Origin of the sequence: Chryseosolibacter indicum (assembly GCF_018598585.1) — a bacterium.
Classification (GTDB): domain Bacteria; phylum Bacteroidota; class Bacteroidia; order Cytophagales; family Cyclobacteriaceae; genus Chryseosolibacter; species Chryseosolibacter indicus.
Genome location: NZ_JAHESD010000080.1, coordinates 1 through 22,544, shown reverse-complemented (window position 1 = coordinate 22,544; position 22,544 = coordinate 1). Strand labels below are relative to the sequence as shown.

The window sequence follows — 22,544 nt, the reverse complement described above, 5'->3', positions numbered from 1 at the left end:
TGTATACGACACAGTTGCAGGCCACGCACCATGGTCTTAATGTTCATCAAATGGGAGGTTTTAATGTGGACAAGCTGAAAGAAAATTTAAACGTACCCGAGACGCACGAACCAATTATTGTATTGGCAATTGGCTACCCAGGTGAAGTAACTGTCCTTCCTGAACACCTCCAGCTACGTGAAAATGCACCGAGAGAAAGATATCTGCAACAGGAGTTTGTGATGAATAAGACGTTCTGAAAGTAGAAAGTGATGTTGAATTTGAGGCTAGTTTGCTGCTAAAGGTAATGTGAAAATCACTTCAGTACCTTCGTTAACTATGCTTTGTATTTGAATTTTACCTCCGTTTAGCTTGATGAATTCTTTGCAAAGCAGGAGACCAAGTCCCGTTCCCTTTTCTTGCATTGTACCAACTTTGGAAAAATGGTTATTTGAATCAATAACAGTCTCTATTTCCGCCTGCGACATCCCTATACCTGCATCTTTTACAGATACTGAACAATAGGTTGAATCAACAAAGGCAGAGACAGTAACGTTGTTGTTTGGTTTTGAGAATTTGATGGCGTTGTGAATCAGATTTCTCAGGATGAGATGAAGCTGATTGGTATCTGCTTTTACGTAAACACTGGTATTAAGTGTGTTGGCGATATTTACACTTTTTTGCTTAGCCGATTCACTTAATAGCGTACATACCTCAGTGATACTGTTTTTAATATCGATAGTTTTGGCATCAGTCTTTATGCCTTCCATCTGACTTAGCGACCAGTGTAGTAAGTTCTCTAATGTTTTCTGTGTTACATCAAGATTTACTTTTACCTTGTCAGAGACCACAATAAATTCCTCGGGTGTTAACTTCTTTCGTCCAAGTAAATCTAACAGTGAATGAAGCGTAGACATTGGCCCACGAAGGTCATGACTTATCACTGAAAATAATTTTGACTTAAGATTATTAAGTTGTTGCAAGAACTCGGCTTGTGCTTCAATCTCCTCCTTTTGTTGCTCAATACTAAGGTTTTTAGCGGAGAGATTTTTTAGAGCATCACGTTCTATTCTTCTCAGTCGTGAGAGGAAGTACACAAGAATGCCTAACAATAGAATACAAAGAACAAGAATGATCACTAAAAGACGTTGGTTTTTCACCTGCTGTTGCTGAAGTGAATTCTCCTGTTCTAAAAATTTAATAGTATGCTCTTTTGATGCTAATTCATAAAGGGCATGCAGCTCCTGTGTATTTCTCGATTTGTCAAATTTATAAAGACTATCCTTGTACGTATTAACAAGGCGCAGATGCTCAGACGCCAGATCAAGTCTTTCTTGTTTAGAATAAATGTCAGCTAGTAGAGAATGAGCTTTTACAAGAACAGAGAAGTTCTGCATTTCAAGATTAATGGGAATACTCTTTTTCAGTAATATAATAGCGCTGTCAGTTCTCCCGAGCATCATAATACTATGAGCAAGTTGATAATAACTTATGCCCAATGATCTTCTGTTGTCAACCAAACTATCTAATAATAGGGCCTTTCTGTTATAGATGGCACTTTGTAAGTAATTGTTTTTTCTGAATAAGATCTTCCCTTTCCTGCTGTATAGGATACTTATGTTGACAGAATCTTTTAATCTCGAAAATATGTCGAGCCCCAGGTCACAGTAGTAAATGGCTGAATCGTAGTCCTGAACTTCCGAAAGTAACATGGATTTTTCGCGATATGCTTCTGCGAGCAATTGCTTGTTGCGCGCCTTTTTGGTCAAGGTCACTGCTTGTTCAATGTAACCCCTGCCTTCATTAATATTCTGTAAATCGATGAAAGTTCTTCCAATTGCAAGCAAAGCTTTGCTCCAAACGGCTACATGGCTAGTGTTTTCGACAAGTCTTAAAGATTTTAAACCATAATCTATACTTAGATTATAGTCTCCTTTAGCCCAGTATGCCTTTGATAGAACCAAATAGCTGAAGCTTCGAAGGTATTGATGGTCGGAAGAGACAGCATCAATGTTTTTGTTAATGATTGCGATGGCGGAATCTGGCTTAGAAAGATATATTCTCAGCGCCAGCGAATCCTGCCGTAATAATTGTAAGCTGTCAGGTGTCTGGTATGACATAGATTGAGCCGAAAAAGGCACAATAAATACAATGAGTAACCAGTAAAACCGTAAAGCCACCATTTCGATTTTCGTGCCTCAAAGAAGCGGCAATAGTTAAAAAGTTTCAACCAAAAAGCCGCTTAAAACATACCTTGGAGTTATATTAGTAATATGTGCAATTTTTAAACTTTTGTATTACATTCCGTTCTCTCAACTGCTATGAATAGATGGTTCTGTTTGTTTTTCTGCTTTTTTGCGCTTAACGAGGCAGCCGCGCAAAGCATTAAGCTGAAAGGCAGGATCAATAACTTACAAGGGGAAACCTTACCATCAGCACAGGTGTCTTTATTTCCTGACTCAATAACCGTGCTTACTGACTTAAATGGAAGATTTTCAATAGAAACAAAGAGAGGCAATAAGCAATTAATTATTTCGTTCGTCGGTTACGAGTCACACCGCATACATTTCTATGCGACGAAAGACAGCACCGTCACAGTTAAACTGAAAGAACAGTTAAATCAGTTAAATGCTGTTGTTGTTGAAGACGTAAGAGACAGGCAACAGGAGATATTTAATAATAATCAAACCAGTACAAATGTCTTAACAAAAGAAGAGATAACTGGCATACCAGTGCTTATGGGTGAAGCTGATGTGATAAAAACATTACAACTTCTTCCTGGTACCGTACGTGGTGTTGAAGGAAGCTCCGATCTCTTTGTAAGAGGTGGCGCTGCAGACCAGAATCTTGTTTTGCTTGACGGTGCTCCTGTTTATAATACAAGTCATCTTTTTGGCTTTCTCTCTGTTTTCAATCCGGATATTCTGGATAAAGTAGAATCAATCAATGGTGGGTTTCCCGCGCACTATGGCGGAAGACTTTCTTCTATTTTAAATGTTAATACAGGAAATACAGTAGCTGACAGAACAAATATTTCAGGAGACATAGGACTAATTTCATCACGTCTTTTTTTAGAGCAACCTTTGGTAAAAGATAAAGCTTCTTTTTGGATAGGCGGTCGCAGAACTTACATTGATAGAGTAGTACAACTGGTGGGAGAAGAGCTTCCTTATTTTTTCTATGATGTTAATGCCAAGCTTATCCTTGATCCAGATGAAAGAAATCATTTTGAAATAAGTTACTATGGAGGAGAAGATGTACTCGACTTCTTCAGAGATCGAAACAATGATGGTAATGGCATCATCACAACCTATGAGTCAGGAAATAATAGCCAGTCCTTTATTTGGAAACGTACTTTCGCAAGAGGATTAAAGAGCGAGTTAACGGCTATGCGTTCTAAGTATAAGTATGATATAAGAAATATCTTCGAAGACAACCAGCTACTTGCATCTTCCAATATAGAAGATTACGGAGGCAAGTGGACGTTTACAAAAGATTCCCTCTTCAGCAAGGGTACCCTAAAAACAGGAATAGAATGGATCAGACATGCAGTAAGTCCCAATGTGATAAATACCACTGGGTTTATAGCAGAGTTTTTTGAAAGCAACACAACAAGCGCAAAATCGGCACATGAAATTGCTGCATACGCGGAATATAGTTGGATGCCGATAGAGCGGCTAAACGTTGCGGCAGGATTCAGAGGAAGTTTGGGAGTACTCGAAAACAAGAAATATTTTAATCCCGAGCCTAGGATATCGGCACGATATGAGTTGAATAAAGATCAGGCGCTGAAGTTGAGTTACTCTAGAATGAGCCAGTACATTCACCGCATTTCAAACTCAGCGATCTCTATGCCTACTGACATTTGGTATCCCGTAACAGATAGTATCAAACCACAGACTTCTCATCAGGTTGCCTTAGCATGGCAATGGGCTAAATCAGATTCTAGAATATTTTTAAGCATAGAGAGTTATTATAAAACCATGCAGCAACTTATCGGTTATGAAGAAGGCACAAACCTTTTTCTGAATACTGACTTTGAATCGCAGCTCATACAAGGGAAAGGTCGTGCTTATGGATTTGAATTTCTGATTAAAAAAGATGCAGGACGATTTACAGGTTGGATTAGTTATACGTTGTCTTGGTCATCAAGACAATTTAACGACATTAATAATGGTGACTGGTTCCGCGCCAGATATGACAGAAGACACAACGGCGCTATTGTAATGCAGTACGCGCTTAGTAAAAGGTTCTCAACGTCTTTTGTTTGGGAATACATCTCAGGCTCACGCTTTACACCAGTCACAGGACAATACACTGTAGTAGCGCCAACACTAACAGGAGTTGATGTTATTCCTGTGTTCGCGCCTATTAATAGTGTAAAGCTGGCTGATACACATCGTTTGGATATAGGCATTAAGTTTAGGAATAAACCGGGCAGAAAATTTCAATGGCACTGGTTTGCCGGCGTATACAATATATATAATAGGGCTACGCCTATTGGAATTGTAATTTCAGAAGATGAAACTGATGGCTCGCTGAGTTATGAACAACCTGGCCTGTTCGGTTTATTACCTTTTATTAGTTATGGCTTTAAATTGTAGTATGATTAGAAAGAGTTGGCTGAACAAACAAGCATTAATCTTATTGGTGATTGTCACATTTTTGTCACTTGCTTCATGTTTACCCGATTCGTTAGATGTAGAAGGAATACCGGAAGTTAAGCCCCAGATTGTTGTGTCAACACAATTCGTTCCTGATAGGTCTCTTGCTGTATTACTCACAAAAACTTTTGGCGCTTTAGAACCTGTTAACGATAGTGTGCCGTCAGCTTTATTAACACAAATAGTAGTAAACGATGCTGTAGTTTCTATTTCCGGTCCGAATGGAGCTGATACACTTTTTAACCTTGGTAATGGTGTGTATGGTGGAATTTTCATTCCCTTTCAAAGCGGAGAGGAGTATACTTTAAATGTTACCAGTGCAGCTCTGGGTAATGTTACAGCCACAACTACCGTAAAGTCTATTGTAAGTTTTAATGAGATTGAGGCTGATTTATATTATAACGGATTCGGAGACACGTTGGCGCAAATCAATTATCAGATAAGAGATGTACTCTTAGATAAGAACTATTACATGTTAAATGTTCAGGAAGTAGAGCGTGCTGATGTTATTGAAAACATGATAAATCCAAGGGCCTACACGCGCCTACTGGACGACGCTGGTTTCGCAGGACAAACTTATGCAGAGAGCTTCAGAGTTGTTACAAGAGACTATATGCCTGGTGATACAATAGCAGTTTCTTTATCAAATGTAAGCGAAGAGTATTATAATTTTATCAAGCTACGACTTGACAATCGGTTCAGTTTTGTAGAGTTTCTTGGCGAGCCAATTAACTATCCTTCCAACGTCAGGGGCGGAAAAGGCTTCTTCAATCTACATGTTCCTGATTTCCGGTTCTTTGTGCTTCAGTAATATTATGTTTGTTTAATTAGTACTTTTGGTCGAGTTAAGCAGATAATTTAATAGGCCGCGTTTGAACGGCATAGTTTTGTTAAGCTGCTTGCTTATTATCCTTAAAGATTGAATTAAATTCAGATGCCGATAGAAAGACAAAAAGATCTTCGTTTAGCCGTACTGATAGACGCCGACAATGTTCCGTATGCGAATGTAAAGGGTATGATGGAAGAGATTGCAAAGTATGGTACCCCAACCTTCAAACGAATTTATGGCGATTGGACTAAACCCACAACTTCAGGTTGGAAGGGCGTGCTGTTGGAAAATGCGATTACCCCAATTCAACAATACAGTTATACTTCAGGAAAAAATGCTACGGACTCTGCCATGATCATTGACGCTATGGACATATTGTATTCTGGGCGTGTCGATGGCTTTTGTATTGTTTCCAGTGATAGCGATTTTACCAGGTTGGCAATTCGTCTGCGGGAAGCAGGTATGAGCGTAATCGGAATAGGGGAGAGAAAAACACCCGAACCATTTATTACAGCTTGCGATAAGTTTATTTATATCGAAATTCTTTCATCTGATGACAACATTCCGGATGCTAAACAGAAGCGTCCTAAAAAAGATGCAACACCTCAGGTTGATAAGAGAACAATAAAATTGGTAAAGTCAAGTATTAACGACATCGCAGATGAAAGTGGCTGGGCTTTCCTTGGTGAACTAGGCACCTTGATTCTGAAAAAGCAACCTAATTTTGATCCGCGCAACTACGGTTTTAAAAAGTTACTGCACTTCATTAAAAGTGTAGACAGCATTGAAGTAGATGAAAGGCAAAGTGAAAGTGGTAGCTCTAGGCACGTGTATGTACGGGTTAAGCAATAAAAGTTAACGAAGAAATAGTAAAGCATCATCTAATTGGGACATTTGCTTCAAAGAATTTATTGAGTAAGGAAATCAATTCTCCTTTGGTTAAGTAGTACATCACGTTGTAGTGTTTTTCATTAAAGGCAGTAAGCAATTCATAATACTCCTTTTCGGTCAAATTATACTTTTGGATTAGTCCCTTTTTTGTTTCAGGATCATTTATAACAACATCAACATAAGTTTGTACACGGGCTGCTTCTTCGCGCCAGTTGGCTGCTTTAATTTTGTCCTTCCTGGACTTATGATAATAGAATGGGATCTTCTTCTTAAGCCTTGCATTTTGCTCGTTAAATAACCCTTCATACGGATTTTGATAAAGCCTGCTGTCATGAATAATAATAGGAGCAAGAATAGTTGGTTGTTCAGCAAGACGAATAACACTTGGCTCATACCCAAGCAACGGCAGTTCGAGGCGCTTGTATCCAACGAATGTTAATACCAGTGTATCCAACTCGGTTCCCTGAATGCTGAAATTCCCCTGATTATCGGTGGTAGTACCCCTTTGCTTATTTTTTAATTGCACACTCACGGATGAAAGTGGGCCGAAGGTTGCTGAATCCACTACAATACCTTTAACCAAATCCTGGCCAAAACAGATATCTGATAATACTGTTAGTAAAATTCCTAAAAGGAAATATCGCATGCTAACTCCTATCTATTGATAACTGAAATTTTGGTTTTTTAGTATTAAATAACTATTCGAAGAGGCGATCAGATAATGTTAAAGAGTAGTATGTCTTTTTACTACGTTGGCTGAGTTAACAATTCGATAACTTCTCTTTCAAAAGGAAAAGCTTTTAACAGTTCTTCCCGCGATGCCATTTCAAAATCTTCAAAGTCGAAACCGGGTGACACTGTGCATCCGCAAAGCACATAATTATCCGCTTCATTTACTTTTGCGCCAAACCAGCTGTTAGCAGGAATCACTATTTGAACTGACTCACCATTTTCTAATGAAGTGCCAAGTTTGTAGGTTCTCAAACCTCCTTCGTTTAAGACATAAAGCGTCAATGAGCCCCCGGCGTAATAATGCCACATCTCATCTGATTTAATACGATGAAATAATGAGCGGTCTTGAGAACGAAGTAGAAAGTAGATGGCAGTCGAAAAATTCCTTTTGCCTGTAAATCCATCAGAAAGACATTCTTTTCCTGCAACTTCAGAAGAACGATATGTTTCTTTAAAAAAACCTCCTTCAGGATGTGGTGTCAATTGTAAAAGCTCAACCCAGTATGATGCTGATTTCATGATCAAAACATTAGGGTCGAAAATTACTTCCAAAGTTTAAAGATTTAGCCAAAAGGTTAATATTTCTCGTTTTGAAAACGATTGCGATAACATTTACTTTAATTCCTTTTCAACGTATTGCCTCTACCGTCGTTGGTGCTATTTTTAGCCCTCAAACTAACCCGATTTAATGAGAATGTTTACAAAACGTGTAGTGGCCATTGTTATGGCCATTCTTGTGTTGTCTGGTTTTAACACCATCAACAAACCGCAGAAGGAAGATCCTTCATCCATTGCCAAACGAAGGAAGGCAGAAAGAAGTAATAATCCCCAGATTGAAAAGAAGATTGATGAGTTGTTGAGTAAGATGACGCTGGAAGAGAAGATCGGCCAGATGACACAGATCAATAATTCAGAAATTGTTACCAATGCGCAGTGGGGCAACGGTGCTGACTTAAGCATCGAAATTAAAGTTGATACAGCTCGGCTTGGTAAGATGCTCCGGAAATATCATGTAGGTTCTTTTCTTAATGGTATCGCAGTGTCGCCTGAAACATGGTACAAATTCTATAAAGACCTTCAGGAGTACAACATGAAGGTGTCTCGTCTTAAAATACCAATTATCTATGGGGTGGATCACATGCACGGACCTAATTACGTCGAAGGCGCAACCATCTTCCCGCATGCCATCAACACTGCTGCAACTTATAATAATAAATTCCCTGAAGAAATGGCTCGTGTTACCGCAATAGAAACCGCAGATCTTGGGCACCAGTGGTTGTTCGCTCCCGTGTTCGATCTGTCAAGAACCCCGTTATGGGGGCGATTCTATGAGACTCTGGGAGAATCTCCTTACGTAGCTGCAACAATGGGAAGCATCTTTGTTAAAACTGCGCAGAATGAAACTGCTGTTGCGCCTTATAAGATAGGTGCAACAGCAAAACACTTCCTTGCATACTCTGATCCAAAATATGGTTGGGATAGAGGGCCAGTAGATGTATCAGATCAGGCACTGTATGAATTTCACGTACCTCCTTTTAAGGCTGCAATTGAAGCTGGAGTTAAAACAGTAATGATTAATAGCGGTGAGATTAATGGTGTTCCTGTCCATGCTTCTTATCGTATTCTCACACAATTACTGCGCGACGAATTAAAGTTTAAAGGGGTTGCCGTAACAGACTGGGAAGATATAATTCGTTTATACCGAAATCACAAAGTAGCTCAAAATGAAAAAGAAGCTACCTATAAAGCGATCATGGCAGGCGTTGACGTTGCGATGACTCCCTATACTACTGATTTCTGTGATTATCTTCGTGCACTGGTGCAGGAAGGAAAGATCAGCAAAGAAAGAATTGATTTATCAGTATCACGTATCCTGCGTCTTAAACTTGAATTAGGACTGTTTGAAAATCCTTATCCACGCAACGACAGGTTTAAAAAGATAGGAAGCCCGGAACATAAAGCCAAAGCGCTGGAGGCCGCGCGCGAATCTATTGTATTGATGAAGAATGAGAACGCGTTGCCTCTTAACTCTGGTAAGAAGATCGTTGTCGCCGGTCCCGTGGCTAACCTTAAAAGACCATTAGCAGGCGGATGGACTTTACGTTGGATTCCTGCAGAGGAGGAGATTTATCCGAAAGATATGCTTACTGTATTCACTGCATTGCAAAAGGAGTTTACAGGTAGTAATGTATCCATAGCAAACAATGCTGACGAAATTAAATCAAAAGCTGCTGGAGCAGATGCACTTGTGCTTGCGGTGGGTGAGATGCCTTATGCCGAAGGGTTTGGTAGCATCCATGATATCAACCTCCCTCAAGATCAAATTGATCTTGTTAAAGCTGCGCAGGCAACTGGTAAGCCTGTTATTCTTGTCATCATAAGCGGCCGTCCGCGTGTTATTGCTTCTGTTTATAAAGATTGTAAAGCAGTGCTGTTCGCAGGACTACCAGGTTTTGAAGGAGCACAGGCAATAGCAGAAATTATCAGTGGTAAAGTCAATCCAAGTGCTAAGCTAAGCTTCAATTACCCCTATGCGGTAAATCGTCTTATTCCGCATAATCACAAGATCAGCGAAGTTACTTTAGCACACGAAATTGAGAATCCAATCGCGCTTATGCCATTTGGTACTGGCCTAAGTTACACAACATTCGAGTATAGCAACCTGCAGTTAAGCGATTCAGTACTTTCAAATGCCAATGCGGAAATTAAAGCTTCGGTGACAGTAAAAAATTCAGGTAGTCGCGAAGGTAAAGAAGCAGTATTGTGGTTTATACAGGATGAAGTGGCAAGTATCACGCGTCCTGTAAGAGACCTCAAATACTACGAGAAGCAAACACTTAAACCTGGAGAATCTAAAACATTTTCATTTACAATTAAGCCGTCACAACACTTGTCCTTTCCTAACGAAAAAGGTGAGCCGCTCTTGGAAGACGGTTACTTTACTGTAACAGTTGGGAACCTCAAAACAAGATTTAAGCTCAAAACATCCGCAAATATTAATTAGCATTATAAGGTTATCCTGTGTTTAATAAAATACAGGATAACTTCCACGCGGAAGACTTTAGGTCATAAGGTCTAGAGCGTTAATAAGGTTTAACTCCTTCGCCTCAGATAGTTATATGTAGTGATTTTTAGAGGTAATCGCTTGTCCTGTTAATTCTTACCAATAGCAAATTTATTCTGCTGTACATAATTAAATCCCTTAACTATAAACTGTATATTTATGAAAGGATGAGCACGGCCGCAATTATTGATCCTTTTGCTAAAGAGTTATTTGCTTCAATGGAGGACTCTGATTGTGCCTTTGCTGCAATTGATTACAATTATAACTTTCTGTACATAAATAAACTTGCTGAGAAGTTTTATGGGAAAAAAAGAGACGAATTATTAAATAAAAATGTTAGAGTGTTGTTTCCGGAGTTGTGGGAATTCGGACCATTTAAAAATGGCAGGAAGGCAGTAGCTGCAAAACAGGCTTTTCAGATGGAATATGATTCTCCCTTTGCAAAAAAGTGGGTACAATTAACAGGTAAGCCCTATGACAACTTTTACACATACACCTATCGTGTAATAGATTTTAAAAGCCATCTCCGAGATCAACTTAGAAATGAAATGAAAAAGCGCAAGTAGGCCTTAAATTTCAATTGCTCTAAACCGATTTTATAGCGTTTCAAACAACATTATTACACATTAGCACTCGTAGTGTACCTAGTTATCCAACTGCAAAATGATACCCTATCCCCTTTATGGTAATAATCTCAATGGAAGAATCGTCCTTAAGATAATCACGTAATTTAGTAATATAAACGTCAAGGTTTCTTGAATTGAAAAAAGAATCATCTCCCCACAACTTCATTAAAATGTCTTTTCTGTTGGTCGTGCCATTCTTATTTTCTAATAAAAGTAAAAGAAGCGTAGCTTCTCGATGAGACAGTTTTCTTTCCGCGTTTCCAAGCCTTAATTCATACCGCAGTGAATTAAACTCATACTCTCCAATTTTAAATACCCCTTGATCAAAAAACACTTTCTTCTGATTGGTTAGTTGCAAGAGATTTTGAATTCTTACGATTAATTCTTCCATGCTGAATGGCTTGCGAAGATAATCGTTGCCTCCTGTATTAAAACCTTTCAACAGGTCTTCTGTTTGTATTTTTGCAGTGACAAAAATAATAGGCAGTGATAAGTTCAGTTGCCTTATCTCTTTGGCTATGGAATAGCCATCCCTATAGGGAAGCATAATGTCGAGTACACAGATATCGGGTCGTATTTTATGAAGTACTTGTATTGCCGTACTCCCATTATCCAGCATAGTAACTTCAAAGTCCCGACTTTCAAGACTTTCTTTTACTATTCTTCCAAGGAAGGGTTCATCTTCAATATAAAGAACTTTAGTCCTCATCATGTTTTTGGTAATACAATCGTGAAATTAGTTCCGTTTCCTGGCTCGCTTTTTACATGAATTGTTCCCCTATGGCTTTTGATTACACTTGCTACAAAACTTAATCCTAAACCATACCCCTTAGTGTTGTGTATGTCACCTATTGGCACCCTGAAGAACTTTTCAAAGATCTTTTTTTGATACGCTTTAGGTATTCCGATGCCGTTATCAATAATTGCAAGTTCTATCTGTTCTGCATTACTATGGAGTATGATACTAATAACTGCTCCTTCTTTGCTGTACTTAATAGCATTGTCTACAACATTGTAAAACACATTGGTTAAATCAGTTTCACTTCCTTTTGAAATAAACTCTGTTCCTTCCTTCTTATAAATCAATTGAACATGTCTTTGCTCAAACACAGGCTTCATGCTTGAGAGTACTTGTTCTATAAGCAGATCAAATTCAATGTTTTCAATTCTTAATTTAATACCATTGTTTTCAAATACTGTTGTCTTGAGAATCTTATCTGTCATAAGGGTTAGGCGGTTCAATTCCTGGTGTGCTATCTCAAGATATTCTTGTGTTTTATGCGGATTATTTAAAGCATTAAAATTCCTCAATGCTTCTAAAGCCACACTTACAGTTGCAACTGGTGTTTTCAGCTCATGGGTTACGTTACTGATAAAAGCGTTCTTTAGCTGCATTAATCGCTCCTGCGATCTTAGACTTTTATACATAATATAAAATGCAGCAACGGTTAAAAATGTAAGAAATATTGAAAAGAGAATTTGGGGTGCTATTGCTTTCAGAAGTAATTTACCTGCCCCACTGAAAACGATCATATAACCTTTTTCTGGATTAAGCATGACCACCTCAGCTATAAATCTTTTGTTCTCAAACCTTTCTGGAGGGCAACATGCTTTTGCATCGACCGTGTTCACAGCAAATTTAAGATCGGAATAACTTTCAGAGAATTGCTTTTTAAGTCCTTCTTTCAGGTGGTAAACAATGCTATCAACTTGTAGTGAATCGTGTTTAAAATTCGGAATAGAACTCCTATGGTAATCTCTAATTATAACTCTTCTTCTTTTAGGCGCCAGCATATGACTAAGTGTATCCTTGCGTGCACCTATAATAAAGAGATTAGCATCGTTGGCCTGCTTCTCAATTTGTAGGTATGTGGTAATACTATCTATAAGTAACGATCCGCTTCCAAGCGGTTTACTGGATTTGTAGGGACTATGTGGTTGTGTTAATTGTATAGTGTCCCTGATAGACTCTATGCTCTTTTCGATTAAAACGTCATACATCCCTAGAACTGTAGACCTGAAAAGAATCCCCGTGTCACGCCTGAAATTTTCCTTCGCGTCATTATAAGTTAGGCGTAACCATATAAACTGGAGTACGAGCAACAGCATAACGCTGCTAGTCATCATTGTGATTATCAGAGCATGCTTTCTTCTTTTCATTTAATACATTGGAATTCTATACTTAATATGCTAATACAAAGTTAGCTGGCTTTTTAAGATTCTGATTCATTTTAACCTTAATTAACATTGCTTTCAGAACCATTAACCTACATCCTGCCTCTTTAAAAATACTTTTGCAAAGTTAAATGGCATTATTGAACTATTACTAACACTGTTCATGCAACTATCTTACACAATGAAAAAGGTTTTTATTACATTGGGCATTCTTGTATCAATTGCAGCACAAATTGTCTTTGCTCAAACCGAAGAAGGTGTTATCACTTTTGAGACCAAAGTAAATATTCATCGAACACTTCCTCCTGATCGCCAGGAGATGCGCACAATTATTCCTGAATTCAGAACTAGTAAGGCGGGGTTGTTTTTCAATTCTAATGAATCTTTATATAAGCCAATGGAAAATGAGGAAGAAGATGAAGAGATAGGGAACGGTGGAATGGTAAGAATGCGGTACCAGACAATGCTAAATGAAGTTTATGTCAATCAATATCTATCAAAGAAGGTCCTTAGGCAGGAGTTTATGGGAAAGAAATATCTTATTGAGGATACGCTTAACTTAATACCTTGGAAGTTTAGCGAAGACACAAAGGAAATTTTAGGGTATACATGTAAGCAAGCATCGTTCTATCATGAGGAGCGCAAACAAAACATTGTCGCATGGTATACTGACAAGCTGCGCCCCTTTTTAGGTCCAGAAAGCTTTAATACTTTACCCGGGGCTGTATTACAGGTAGATATTAATGAAGGAGAGCGCGTAGTTACCGCGTTAAATATTGAACTACGGTCTTTAAAGAAGAACGAATTAAAAGTACCATCATCAGGCGCAAAAATTACAGGAAAAGAATATCGCCAGATGGTGGAAGAGCAACGCATCCGTACTAACGCAGACAATATAATTATTAGATAGCATACGATCACTTTTCTTACCCCTTTAATTCTATGCGATCATTTCTACTACTGGCTATGCTGTGCCTGGCGGTTACAACCTTAACCGCACAGAAAATATCGGTAAAAGGGCACTTGGTTGATACTTTAAACGCCCCAATGCCATCAGCTACTATTCTTCTATTAAATCCTAAGGATTCTTCTCTTGTAAATTTTAAAGTAACAGATGCAAAGGGTTTTTTTGAAATTAAAAACCTGGCAATAAATGTTTATCTGGTTAAAGTAATGTACATAGGATTCAAAACTTACTTACAGAAGATAGAAGCAGAGCCCAATAGCACAGAGATTGATCTTGGAAAAATAAAAATGCAGCCAGCTAATAATGAACTTGAAGCGATTGAAATTGAAGCAGACCGTGCTCCGGTAACCGTTAAACGTGATACGATAGAATTCAATGCGGGATCATTTAAGACAAAGGAAAATGCTGTTGTCGAGGATCTTCTAAAGAAGTTACCTGGTGTTGAGGTGGATAGTGAAGGAAACATAAGAGCTCAAGGTGAACAAGTACAAAAGATCACTGTTGATGAAAAGGAGTTTTTCGGCACAGATCCCAAACTCGCTACACGTAATCTCCCTGCCGAAGCTGTTAATAAGGTCCAGTTGTTTGATACAAAATCTGACCAGGCCGCTTTCTCTGGTATTGATGACGGGAAACGACTCAAAACAATTAACCTTGAACTGAAAGAAGAAAAACGTAAAGGTGCGTTTGGAACGTTTAAAGGTGGAGTTGGAACTGACGATAGATTTCAGGTGCAGGCAAGTGTCAACAAGTTCAGTAAAACCAAGCAGTTTTCATTCCTAGGTATGGCTAACAATGTCAATGAGCTTGGGTTTTCCATAACTGATTATATGAACTTCACTGGAGGTTCACAACAGTTGATGCGAGGTGGGCCTATAAGAATTGAAGTGAACAACGGCAATCAGGATGGAGTGCCACTAGATTTTGGTAATAGGGCAAACGGTATTATGTCGACTTATGCAGGCGGCCTTAATTTCAATAATGAGTTTAATAGTAAAACGGAGGTAAGGGGAAGTTATTTCTTCAACTATCTTGATCATAATACAAATCAAACTACAGTTCGCGAAAATTTTCTGCCCGATGGAGCCTTCAGGTTCAATCAATCAAGCGCACACTATAATGCCAACATAAATCATCGGGCTAATGTAATTCTTGATCATAAATTTGATTCAGCAAACTCTTTAAAGCTTACAACCACCATAACCTATAATGAAACAGAAACAAATTCCAGGAGTATAAGTAACAACCTCAATGAAGAAAATATAGTGACAAATGGCAGTGAAAGATTATCACTCGCTAAGGGGATAAATGTAACTTTAAATACATCACTGCTCTGGAGGCATAGGTTTGCGAGAAAAGGAAGAACACTATCTGCAAATCTTCAGTATGGGTTAACCTCCGCAGACCGAAATGGCAAGCTTGATGCGAGAAATACATATTATGAGCAACAACAGCCAACTGATGTTATTAACCAGGTAAATGAGCAGCAGAACATGGCTAATAATTATTCATCAACAGTTTCCTATACTGAACCTCTGGGTAACAGAAAGTACCTGGAGGCCAATTACACATTCAGGCAGGCACTGAATGAAGTAGACAGAGAAGTATATGATCTGAATAACGGCGAGGAGAATTTCAACGCGCAGCTTAGCAACAAATATAATAGTAACTATCAATACCATCGCCCAGGATTAAATTTTAGAATAGTGAGGAGTAACTACAATTTTCTTATAGGCGGAAGTTTTCAGCTAACGAATTTGTCAGGTGAAATGGAGTTACAGGATGCGGATATAAGTCGTTCATTTCAAAATGTTTTGCCAGCCTTAAGATTCAACTATGATTTCTCCAGTACAAAACATCTTATCTTTAATTACGAGACTTCTGTGCAGGAGCCATCCATTCAGCAACTACAGCCTGTTTTAGATAATAGCGATCCATTGAACCTGTACGTAGGTAATGCCAAATTGCGGCCTGCTTACTCCCAGGTATGGCGACTGATGTATACAACATTTAATCCTGCGAAACTAGTTAACTTCTTTGCTTCTGTAAATCTCGACTATACAACCAATGCAATTACAAATGCCCAGTATATTGATGAGCAATTGGTCAGAACTTCAACACCAGTCAACGTTGAAAATAATATGAACTTCAGTTCTAATTTTAATTTAGGATTTCCCTTAGAGAAGTTAAAGAGCAGGTTAGACTTTAGTGTTAATTTCTCCAACCAAAAAACAATTGCAGTCCTTAACGATTTACAAAATGAAATTTATCAGTACGTCATGGGAGGTGTAGCGCGCTACAACTTTACTTATAAAGAAGTTTTCAATTTAGATTTAAGTGCGGATTTGAGTCGCCAACTTTTACAATATCAATTTGATCAGCCCAATCAGACATTCACTAACCTTACATACGTCGCACAGGCCACGTTGTCTTTTTTGCAGAATTTTCAATTTGGGGCTAACTTCGAATACTTAACATATGAGAATAAGGCAACAAATTTCAATCCGAAAATTCCTTTGCTTAACCTGTCACTTTCAAAATTAATGCTTCGAGATAACAAAGGTGAATTAAGATTCTCTGTAAATAATATGCTCGATGAGGCTATGGGAGTTAGTCAAACAGCTACCATTAACTACCTTGAACAGCAAACAACAAATTCACTTGGGCGCTATTTCACAATTAGCTTCATCTATTCATTAAATAAACAACTAAACCCTATGGGCAGAGTCCCGCGGGGAAATGCAATTCGTATGAGACGTTAATAAGACATTATCTAAATAAAAAGTTTACTTCTATAGGAGGGTCATTCAATGAGCGGTTATATTCACACCATGAAATTCATATTGACGCTTTTAACCTCTTTTGTCTTTTATTTTGTGAATGCTCAGATATACATGCCAAAGTTTGATCTTCAGGGTCACCGGGGAGCACGCGGCTTAAGACCCGAAAATACTATCCCCGCATTTTTACTGGCAATAGATTCAGGTGTAACTACAGTAGAGTTAGATCTCGCAGTAACGAAAGATAAGCAACTGGTAGTGTCACACGAGCCATGGATGTCTGCCGCAATTTGTTTACAGCCTAGCGGCGCTGCGATACGTGCTGCAGATGAGAAGAAGTTTAACCTGTATCAGATGAATTACGATCAGGTCAAAAACTTTGATTGTGGTTCTAAAGGGAACCAGAAATTTCCGGAGCAACTTAAGATGAAAGTTAGCAAACCTTTGCTGGCTGAGGTAATCATAGCTATTGAAGATCATATCCGTAGCTACACACAATACGAAGTTGATTACAACATTGAGATAAAAAGCTCTCCCGAGGGTGATAATAAACTGCACCCCAAGCCAGAGGAATTTTCAGATCTCGTTTATAACTTGGTAGATCAGTATCTCCCGCTTGAACGAGTTGTTATCCAGTCATTCGACTTTAGAGTTTTAAAATACTGGCACGAGAAGTACCCTGCTGTGCGGTTGGCAGCACTCGTTGAAAATACACGATCCATTGATTCAAATCTAAAAGAGCTAGGCTTTACACCATCAATATATAGTCCCTACTTTGAATTGCTGGATAAAGAAAAAGTACAATACCTGCAGCGTCAGAAGGTCAGAGTTATCCCGTGGACTGTGAATGACGTAGCAGACATGCGAAAGATGCTCCAATACGGTGTTGATGGCTTCATCACGGACTATCCCAATCGCGCCACCCAACTCGGCCTCGGCATCAAGCGAAAACTTTAATTTGTTCAAAGTTCTGGCTTCTATGTTTCAAGTTCAACAACCCAGAACTTCGAACATTGAACATCTAACATTTTTAAGTATCCTTGCACCGACTTTCAAAAAACCAATGAGCAGAAAATACGACGTTTACGGCATAGGCAACGCAATAGTTGATATTGTTACTGAAGTTGATCACGACTTCTTTGAAAAGAATCAGATCGAAAAAGGATTGATGACCCTTGTTGATGAAAAGCGGCAGGACCAACTCGTGAAAGCCATCGATATGAAAAGAAGTCGTATGACTTGTGGCGGCTCAGCCGGTAATACCATGATAGCCATTGGCCAGTTTGGGGGTAAAAGCTATTATTCCTGCCTTGTCGCTAAAGATGCTCTTGGCAAATTCTACCTCGAGGACTTAAAAAGAAACGGAGTTGATACAAAACTTACTTATGCACAACTTCCGGAGGGTATTACAGGGAAGTGCCTGGTAATGACAAGCCCTGATGCTGAAAGAACCATGAACACATTCCTTGGTATAAGTTCATTTCTCTCCGTGGAGCACCTCGATGAACAGGCAATCAAAGATTCTTCATATGTGTATCTTGAAGGGTACCTGGTTACAAGTCCTAAAGGCCTCGAAGCAATGAAAGAAGCGAAACGCATTGCTGAGAAAAACAACGTTAAAACCACACTTACTTTCTCTGATGCAAGTATGGTAAAATACTTCTCAGCGCAAATGAAAGAGATAGTTGGAGCAAGCGTAGACCTGCTCTTTTGCAATGAAGAAGAAGCAATGATTTACACAGAAACCAACAACTTGGCAGAAGCGCGTGAAAAATTAAAAGATGTGGCAAAGCATTTTGCTATTACCCTCGGCGCTAATGGAGCCATGATTTATGACGGCGATACATTCATTAATATTGAACCTTACAAAGTCAGAGCAGTCGATACCAATGGAGCAGGTGATATGTTTGCGGGAGCTTTCCTCTATGCCATCACGCATGGTCATAGTTATGCAGAAGCGGGTAAGCTCGCTTCTCTAGCCTCTTCAAGAGTAGTTTCGCAACCAGGGCCAAGATTAACCCCGGAGCAGGTTAAAACCGTAATGGCGGATCTTATTGCCTGATAGGCAATATGCTCACGCCTTGTTGTCGTTTTTAAAACGCACAAAACAGGCAATTTTAAGGGTATCTGAAAGATATCAGTTAAAAAAGTCAGGCTTAGCTTGGTAGTGGGTTTGCAAATTAGCCAAATCCTGCCCATCTTTGCAGCCCTTAATTTTAAGGCAAAATAACGCATAATGGATGGCTGGACCATCCAATAAACTGTTAAGAAAATGAAACGTACATACCAACCTTCTAAGAGAAAGAGAAAAAACAAGCATGGTTTCCGCGAAAGAATGGCGTCCGCAAACGGCCGTAGAGTGCTTGCATCCCGCAGAAGAAAAGGCAGAAAGAAGCTTACAGTTTCTGACGAAAAAACATTAAAGCATAAATAATCTCTCTTCCCGGTAGGCATACCCTGTAGAGATTTATTTAATTTACATCGCATTAAAGTCCTTTTCCAGGGATTTAGGGGTATGAAGTACGGATTCCGCAAGGAAGAACGATTAAATAAAGAAAAGCTTATTAAGGAACTCTTCGAAAAGGGTTCCTCTTTTTATTTATTTCCCTTCAAAGTTATTATTAAGGTTAACCCAGATCAAAATACAACGGTACACCAGGTTCTCATCTCAGTATCCAAAAGAAACTTCAAAAAAGCGGTCGACCGCAATAAGATCAAAAGAAGAATACGTGAATCGTACAGATTGAACAAAACCTTACTTCCCGATTCACCCAAACTGCTGATTGCTTATATTTATAATGCAAAAGAAATCCTAACCTTTGCACAAATTCAAGAACGTCTAGTTAAGACTTTTAACCGTTTTGATTATGTGGAGAAGATATAGATGGCCAGTACTACTGGTTTTGTTCGTAGCAACAGCATTCGCCTTTCGCAGTCCTGCAGAAAAGTATTTCGAAGTAGCCAAGAGCCTTGATATTTTTGCTACCCTTTTCAAAGAAGTAAACATCTACTATGTAGATGAGGTAGATCCTCAAAAGCTAGTGCGCAAAGGCATTGATGCAATGCTCCAATCGCTCGATCCTTATACAGATTATATCTCTGAAGAAGAGATGGAATCATTCCGCATAACCACAACAGGTCAATACGGTGGTGTAGGCGCACTTATAGGCGTGGTAAATAAGAAGGTAGTAGTAACACATCCATATAAAAACTTCCCGGCAGAACGCAACGGTATCCATGTTGGTGACGAGATTATATCAGTAAATGGACAGAATGTTCAGGGTAAGACTACTTCTCAAATTAGTAGTTTGCTCAAAGGTCAGCCAAAAACAGATGTAGAAGTGCGTGTAAAACGCTATGGTCAGAATGAAGAACTATCGTTTAAGATCAAACGTGAAAAGATTAGCGTTAGCAACATAGCCTACTATGGCATTGTTCAACCCGATATCGCTTACATCAAGCTTGATGATTTTACAACCGGTGCGTCAAGAGAAGTAGCAGAGGCGCTCCTGGAACTCAAGAAAAAAGGAGCTAAAAGCTTAATCCTCGATCTTCGCGAAAACCCAGGTGGATTACTTCATGAAGCCATAAACATCGTGAGCCTCTTTATTCCAAAAGGAATGGAGGTTGTGTCAACAAAAGGAAAAGTTGCCGAATGGAATAAAGTATACAGAACGTTGAATAACCCTATCGATACAGAAATTCCTATGGCTGTTCTTACAAGTGAAGGAAGTGCTTCTGCATCAGAAATAGTAGCAGGTGCATTGCAGGACTACGACAGAGCAGTGCTTATTGGTCAAAAAACTTTTGGAAAAGGATTAGTACAAACAACAAGGCCACTTTCTTATAACTCGCAGTTAAAGGTCACAACCGCTAAATATTATATCCCTAGCGGAAGATGCATCCAGGAGCTGGATTATACACACAGAAAAGAAGATGGTACTGTTGTAAAGGTTGCAGATTCACTGAAAAGTGAATTCAAGACAAAAAGTGGAAGAAAAGTTTATGACGGAGGAGGTCTCGATCCGGACATCCTTGTTGACGATGAGTTTTTAGGCACAGTAACAATAGCATTGCTAAACTCAGGATTGATCTTCGATTACGCTTCAAAGTATACAGTAGAAAACCCAGCCACGCCCGATTTTAAAGCTTTTCATATCGATGATGTAGAATATTCAAAATTCAAGAGCTGGCTAAAAGAGAATAACTTTACATTTACAACACCACTTGAGAAAAGCACTGACGACTTGATTGAATCTGCTAAACAAGACCGGTATTATTCTGATCTTCAAAAAGAACTGGATGTCGTTAAAGCCAAGATTGAGAATAACAAAGTGTCAGATTTAGATCGTTTCTCTGACCAGATTAAGCGCTACCTCGAAGAGCAAATTGCTTTTCACTACGGCTTAACAGAAGGTCAGGCACAGGTTTCATTAGCAAGAGATAAGGAAGTGCATGAGGCAAGAAAGGTTCTTGCTGATTCCTCAAGCTATAAGAAAACACTCGTTCAGCTTTAATGTCGTTAATTTTAAGCATAGAAACTTCATCCGATAATTGTTCGGTAGCCTTACGTCAGGAAAATTCTTTGCTTGCTTCAGAACTCGTTAACCAGCCCCATGCACATGCGGCCCAATTGGCGCCGCTCATTCAAACAGTTCTTAAAAAAGCCGGCATCAAGGCAGCGTCATTAAATGCCGTTGCCGTCTCCTCAGGCCCTGGCTCATATACTGGGCTTAGAATTGGAACATCGACAGCAAAAGGAATCTGTGTTTCTCTTAATATCCCGCTGATAGCAGTACCAACGCTTCAAATTATCGCGCGTGAAGCTTTTGACAAATTCAAGCCAGATGGCATCCTTTGTCCGATGATTGACGCAAGAAGAATGGAAGTGTACTGCCAAACCTTTAATTCTCATCTTCAGCCAACCTCTCAGGTTACAGCAAAAGTCATTGATGAGAACGCTTTTGCAGAACTTTTAGCAGCTAATAAAGTGTTCTTTTTTGGCAACGGCTCCGAAAAGTGTAAAGAAGTCATTAAAAACACCAATGCTTTCTTTCTGCCAGATGTCCTGCCCAACGCAATCACACTTGGGTACATGGCATTAGAAAAATATCAGGCAGGAGAATTTGAAGATGTTGTTAATTTCGCTCCTTTCTATTTAAAAGAGTTCGTTGCAAAGAAAAGCCAAAGCTTACTTTAGCTTTTAGTTTGCTAAACACTGCATGATCATGGAAAGTGAAAATGAGATCATTAACCGCGTAGCCAATAGTTCACTTATTACTTTCGATCTGGAAGAGTACTATCAGCCAGGCGAACGTATCCTGCTGGATATCAAGTATCAACTCTATCAGGGCTTGGTGTTAAGAGAAAAAGACTTCCGCGATTTTATCAAAACCCACGATTGGTCTTTCTATAAAGATAAATATGTGGCGGTAACTTGCTCTGAAGATGCTATCGTGCCTACCTGGGCATATATGCTGTTGGCATCAGCCCTTCAGCCTTTCGTCAAAAAAGTTGTTTTCGGGTCCCTGGAAAACCTGGAAGAGAACATTTATGCAGAAATTTTAGCAACCATCGACTGGTCGGCCTTTAAAGATCAGAAAGTAGTTATTAAAGGATGCAGCAAAGTAGTAGTACCTAATGCTGCTTATATGGAAGCTACCTATAAATTAAAGCCATACGTTTCTAGCATTATGTTTGGCGAACCTTGCAGCACCGTGCCAGTTTTCAAAAGACCTAAAGCTGTTTAGCCCCCCAATAATCTTTTGTTTCACTGCCAAAACGGCTTGAAAAAGACGAGAAAAGGGTAGCGTAGAACTAGGACGGGGGAAGGGCGG

Annotated in this window: 20 protein-coding genes; 15 read left to right on the top strand and 5 right to left on the bottom strand. The window is 39.1% G+C overall.

What is annotated here, in order from left to right:
- Positions 1-239, top strand: a 239-nt coding sequence (locus KK060_RS22295) for a nitroreductase family protein (RefSeq protein WP_254156840.1), incomplete at its 5' end; no start/stop codon positions are given.
- Positions 240-266: 27 nt separating this feature from the next.
- Here KK060_RS22295 and KK060_RS22290 read toward each other — a convergent pair.
- Entirely contained in the window at positions 267-2,099 is a 1,833-nt protein-coding gene (locus KK060_RS22290) for a tetratricopeptide repeat-containing sensor histidine kinase (protein ID WP_254156838.1), read from the bottom strand.
- A 201-nt stretch (positions 2,100-2,300) separates the two neighbouring features.
- On the opposite strand from KK060_RS22290, the gene KK060_RS22285 reads away from it, so the two are divergent.
- From KK060_RS22285 to KK060_RS22275, 3 genes are all read left to right on the top strand, one after another.
- Entirely contained in the window at positions 2,301-4,583 is a 2,283-nt protein-coding gene (locus KK060_RS22285) for a TonB-dependent receptor (RefSeq protein WP_254156836.1), read from the top strand.
- Between the two features lies 1 nt (position 4,584).
- Positions 4,585-5,454, top strand: coding sequence for a DUF4249 domain-containing protein (locus KK060_RS22280; protein ID WP_254156834.1), 870 nt, complete (start codon positions 4,585-4,587; stop codon positions 5,452-5,454).
- Positions 5,455-5,577: 123 nt separating this feature from the next.
- Positions 5,578-6,324 (top strand): NYN domain-containing protein, encoded by a 747-nt coding sequence (locus KK060_RS22275; protein ID WP_254156832.1) that lies wholly within the window; start codon positions 5,578-5,580, stop codon positions 6,322-6,324.
- A 25-nt stretch (positions 6,325-6,349) separates the two neighbouring features.
- Here the strand turns inward: KK060_RS22275 and KK060_RS22270 are convergent, their stop codons facing one another.
- Together KK060_RS22270 and KK060_RS22265 are read right to left on the bottom strand one after the other, a co-directional pair.
- Positions 6,350-7,009, bottom strand: coding sequence for a carboxypeptidase-like regulatory domain-containing protein (locus KK060_RS22270; RefSeq protein WP_254156830.1), 660 nt, complete (start codon positions 7,007-7,009; stop codon positions 6,350-6,352).
- A 101-nt stretch (positions 7,010-7,110) separates the two neighbouring features.
- Complete coding sequence (locus tag KK060_RS22265) at positions 7,111-7,647, bottom strand: cupin domain-containing protein (RefSeq protein WP_254156822.1); 537 nt, start codon at positions 7,645-7,647, stop codon at positions 7,111-7,113.
- Between the two features lie 142 nt (positions 7,648-7,789).
- Here KK060_RS22265 and KK060_RS22260 point away from each other — a divergent pair, with 142 nt between their 5' ends.
- Entirely contained in the window at positions 7,790-10,099 is a 2,310-nt protein-coding gene (locus KK060_RS22260) for a glycoside hydrolase family 3 N-terminal domain-containing protein (protein WP_254156820.1), read from the top strand.
- A 227-nt stretch (positions 10,100-10,326) separates the two neighbouring features.
- Positions 10,327-10,725, top strand: coding sequence for a PAS domain S-box protein (locus KK060_RS22255; protein ID WP_254156817.1), 399 nt, complete (start codon positions 10,327-10,329; stop codon positions 10,723-10,725).
- A gap of 82 nt (positions 10,726-10,807) precedes the next feature.
- On the opposite strand, the gene KK060_RS22250 is transcribed toward KK060_RS22255, so the two are convergent.
- The gene (locus KK060_RS22250; protein WP_254156815.1) at positions 10,808-11,497 is read right to left on the bottom strand and encodes a response regulator transcription factor; all 690 of its coding nucleotides are present in this window, start codon (positions 11,495-11,497) and stop codon (positions 10,808-10,810) included.
- Entirely contained in the window at positions 11,494-12,945 is a 1,452-nt protein-coding gene (locus KK060_RS22245) for a sensor histidine kinase (RefSeq protein ID WP_254156807.1), read from the bottom strand. The genes KK060_RS22250 and KK060_RS22245 overlap by 4 nt, the downstream gene beginning before the upstream one ends.
- Positions 12,946-13,141: 196 nt before the next feature.
- Between KK060_RS22245 and KK060_RS22240 the strand changes: the two genes are divergently transcribed.
- The 9 genes from KK060_RS22240 to KK060_RS22200 all read left to right on the top strand — a co-directional run bounded on the left by KK060_RS22240 (position 13,142) and on the right by KK060_RS22200 (position 22,457).
- Positions 13,142-13,870, top strand: a complete 729-nt coding sequence (locus KK060_RS22240; RefSeq protein WP_254156805.1) for a GLPGLI family protein — start codon at positions 13,142-13,144, stop codon at positions 13,868-13,870.
- A gap of 32 nt (positions 13,871-13,902) precedes the next feature.
- Positions 13,903-16,689, top strand: a complete 2,787-nt coding sequence (locus tag KK060_RS22235; protein WP_254156803.1) for an outer membrane beta-barrel protein — start codon at positions 13,903-13,905, stop codon at positions 16,687-16,689.
- A 69-nt stretch (positions 16,690-16,758) separates the two neighbouring features.
- Entirely contained in the window at positions 16,759-17,664 is a 906-nt protein-coding gene (locus KK060_RS22230) for a glycerophosphodiester phosphodiesterase (protein WP_254156801.1), read from the top strand.
- A gap of 106 nt (positions 17,665-17,770) precedes the next feature.
- Complete coding sequence (locus tag KK060_RS22225; RefSeq protein WP_254156794.1) at positions 17,771-18,769, top strand: adenosine kinase; 999 nt, start codon at positions 17,771-17,773, stop codon at positions 18,767-18,769.
- Positions 18,770-18,979: 210 nt separating this feature from the next.
- Entirely contained in the window at positions 18,980-19,141 is a 162-nt protein-coding gene (gene rpmH, locus KK060_RS22220; protein WP_254156792.1) for a 50S ribosomal protein L34, read from the top strand.
- A gap of 81 nt (positions 19,142-19,222) precedes the next feature.
- Positions 19,223-19,591 (top strand): ribonuclease P protein component, encoded by a 369-nt coding sequence (rnpA, locus tag KK060_RS22215; protein WP_254156790.1) that lies wholly within the window; start codon positions 19,223-19,225, stop codon positions 19,589-19,591.
- A complete protein-coding gene (locus KK060_RS22210; protein WP_254156788.1) occupies positions 19,575-21,224 on the top strand; it encodes a S41 family peptidase in 1,650 nt (549 codons plus the stop codon). Before rnpA ends, KK060_RS22210 begins: the two co-directional genes overlap by 17 nt.
- Positions 21,224-21,907 (top strand): tRNA (adenosine(37)-N6)-threonylcarbamoyltransferase complex dimerization subunit type 1 TsaB, encoded by a 684-nt coding sequence (tsaB, locus tag KK060_RS22205; protein ID WP_254156783.1) that lies wholly within the window; start codon positions 21,224-21,226, stop codon positions 21,905-21,907. Before KK060_RS22210 ends, tsaB begins: the two co-directional genes overlap by 1 nt.
- Before the next feature lie 28 nt (positions 21,908-21,935).
- The gene (locus KK060_RS22200; RefSeq protein ID WP_254156781.1) at positions 21,936-22,457 is read left to right on the top strand and encodes a DUF2480 family protein; all 522 of its coding nucleotides are present in this window, start codon (positions 21,936-21,938) and stop codon (positions 22,455-22,457) included.
- The last annotated feature ends 87 nt before the right edge of the window (positions 22,458-22,544 follow it).

Bases quoted from the DNA above. Each gene is read 5' to 3' on its own strand.
- KK060_RS22260 (WP_254156820.1), top strand. From the start codon at position 7,790: ATGTTTACAAAACGTGTAGTGGCCATTGTTATGGCCATTCTTGTGTTG.
- rnpA (WP_254156790.1), top strand. From the start codon at position 19,223: ATGAAGTACGGATTCCGCAAGGAAGAACGATTAAATAAAGAAAAGCTT.
- KK060_RS22240 (WP_254156805.1), top strand. From the start codon at position 13,142: ATGAAAAAGGTTTTTATTACATTGGGCATTCTTGTATCAATTGCAGCA.
- KK060_RS22200 (WP_254156781.1), top strand. From the start codon at position 21,936: ATGGAAAGTGAAAATGAGATCATTAACCGCGTAGCCAATAGTTCACTT.
- KK060_RS22250 (WP_254156815.1), bottom strand. From the start codon at position 11,497: ATGATGAGGACTAAAGTTCTTTATATTGAAGATGAACCCTTCCTTGGA.
- KK060_RS22230 (WP_254156801.1), top strand. From the start codon at position 16,759: ATGAAATTCATATTGACGCTTTTAACCTCTTTTGTCTTTTATTTTGTG.
- tsaB (WP_254156783.1), top strand. From the start codon at position 21,224: ATGTCGTTAATTTTAAGCATAGAAACTTCATCCGATAATTGTTCGGTA.
- KK060_RS22235 (WP_254156803.1), top strand. From the start codon at position 13,903: ATGCGATCATTTCTACTACTGGCTATGCTGTGCCTGGCGGTTACAACC.
- KK060_RS22280 (WP_254156834.1), top strand. From the start codon at position 4,585: ATGATTAGAAAGAGTTGGCTGAACAAACAAGCATTAATCTTATTGGTG.
- KK060_RS22275 (WP_254156832.1), top strand. From the start codon at position 5,578: ATGCCGATAGAAAGACAAAAAGATCTTCGTTTAGCCGTACTGATAGAC.
- KK060_RS22255 (WP_254156817.1), top strand. From the start codon at position 10,327: ATGAGCACGGCCGCAATTATTGATCCTTTTGCTAAAGAGTTATTTGCT.
- KK060_RS22270 (WP_254156830.1), bottom strand. From the start codon at position 7,009: ATGCGATATTTCCTTTTAGGAATTTTACTAACAGTATTATCAGATATC.
- KK060_RS22245 (WP_254156807.1), bottom strand. From the start codon at position 12,945: ATGAAAAGAAGAAAGCATGCTCTGATAATCACAATGATGACTAGCAGC.
- rpmH (WP_254156792.1), top strand. From the start codon at position 18,980: ATGAAACGTACATACCAACCTTCTAAGAGAAAGAGAAAAAACAAGCAT.
- KK060_RS22225 (WP_254156794.1), top strand. From the start codon at position 17,771: ATGAGCAGAAAATACGACGTTTACGGCATAGGCAACGCAATAGTTGAT.
- KK060_RS22210 (WP_254156788.1), top strand. From the start codon at position 19,575: ATGTGGAGAAGATATAGATGGCCAGTACTACTGGTTTTGTTCGTAGCA.
- KK060_RS22290 (WP_254156838.1), bottom strand. From the start codon at position 2,099: ATGTCATACCAGACACCTGACAGCTTACAATTATTACGGCAGGATTCG.
- KK060_RS22285 (WP_254156836.1), top strand. From the start codon at position 2,301: ATGAATAGATGGTTCTGTTTGTTTTTCTGCTTTTTTGCGCTTAACGAG.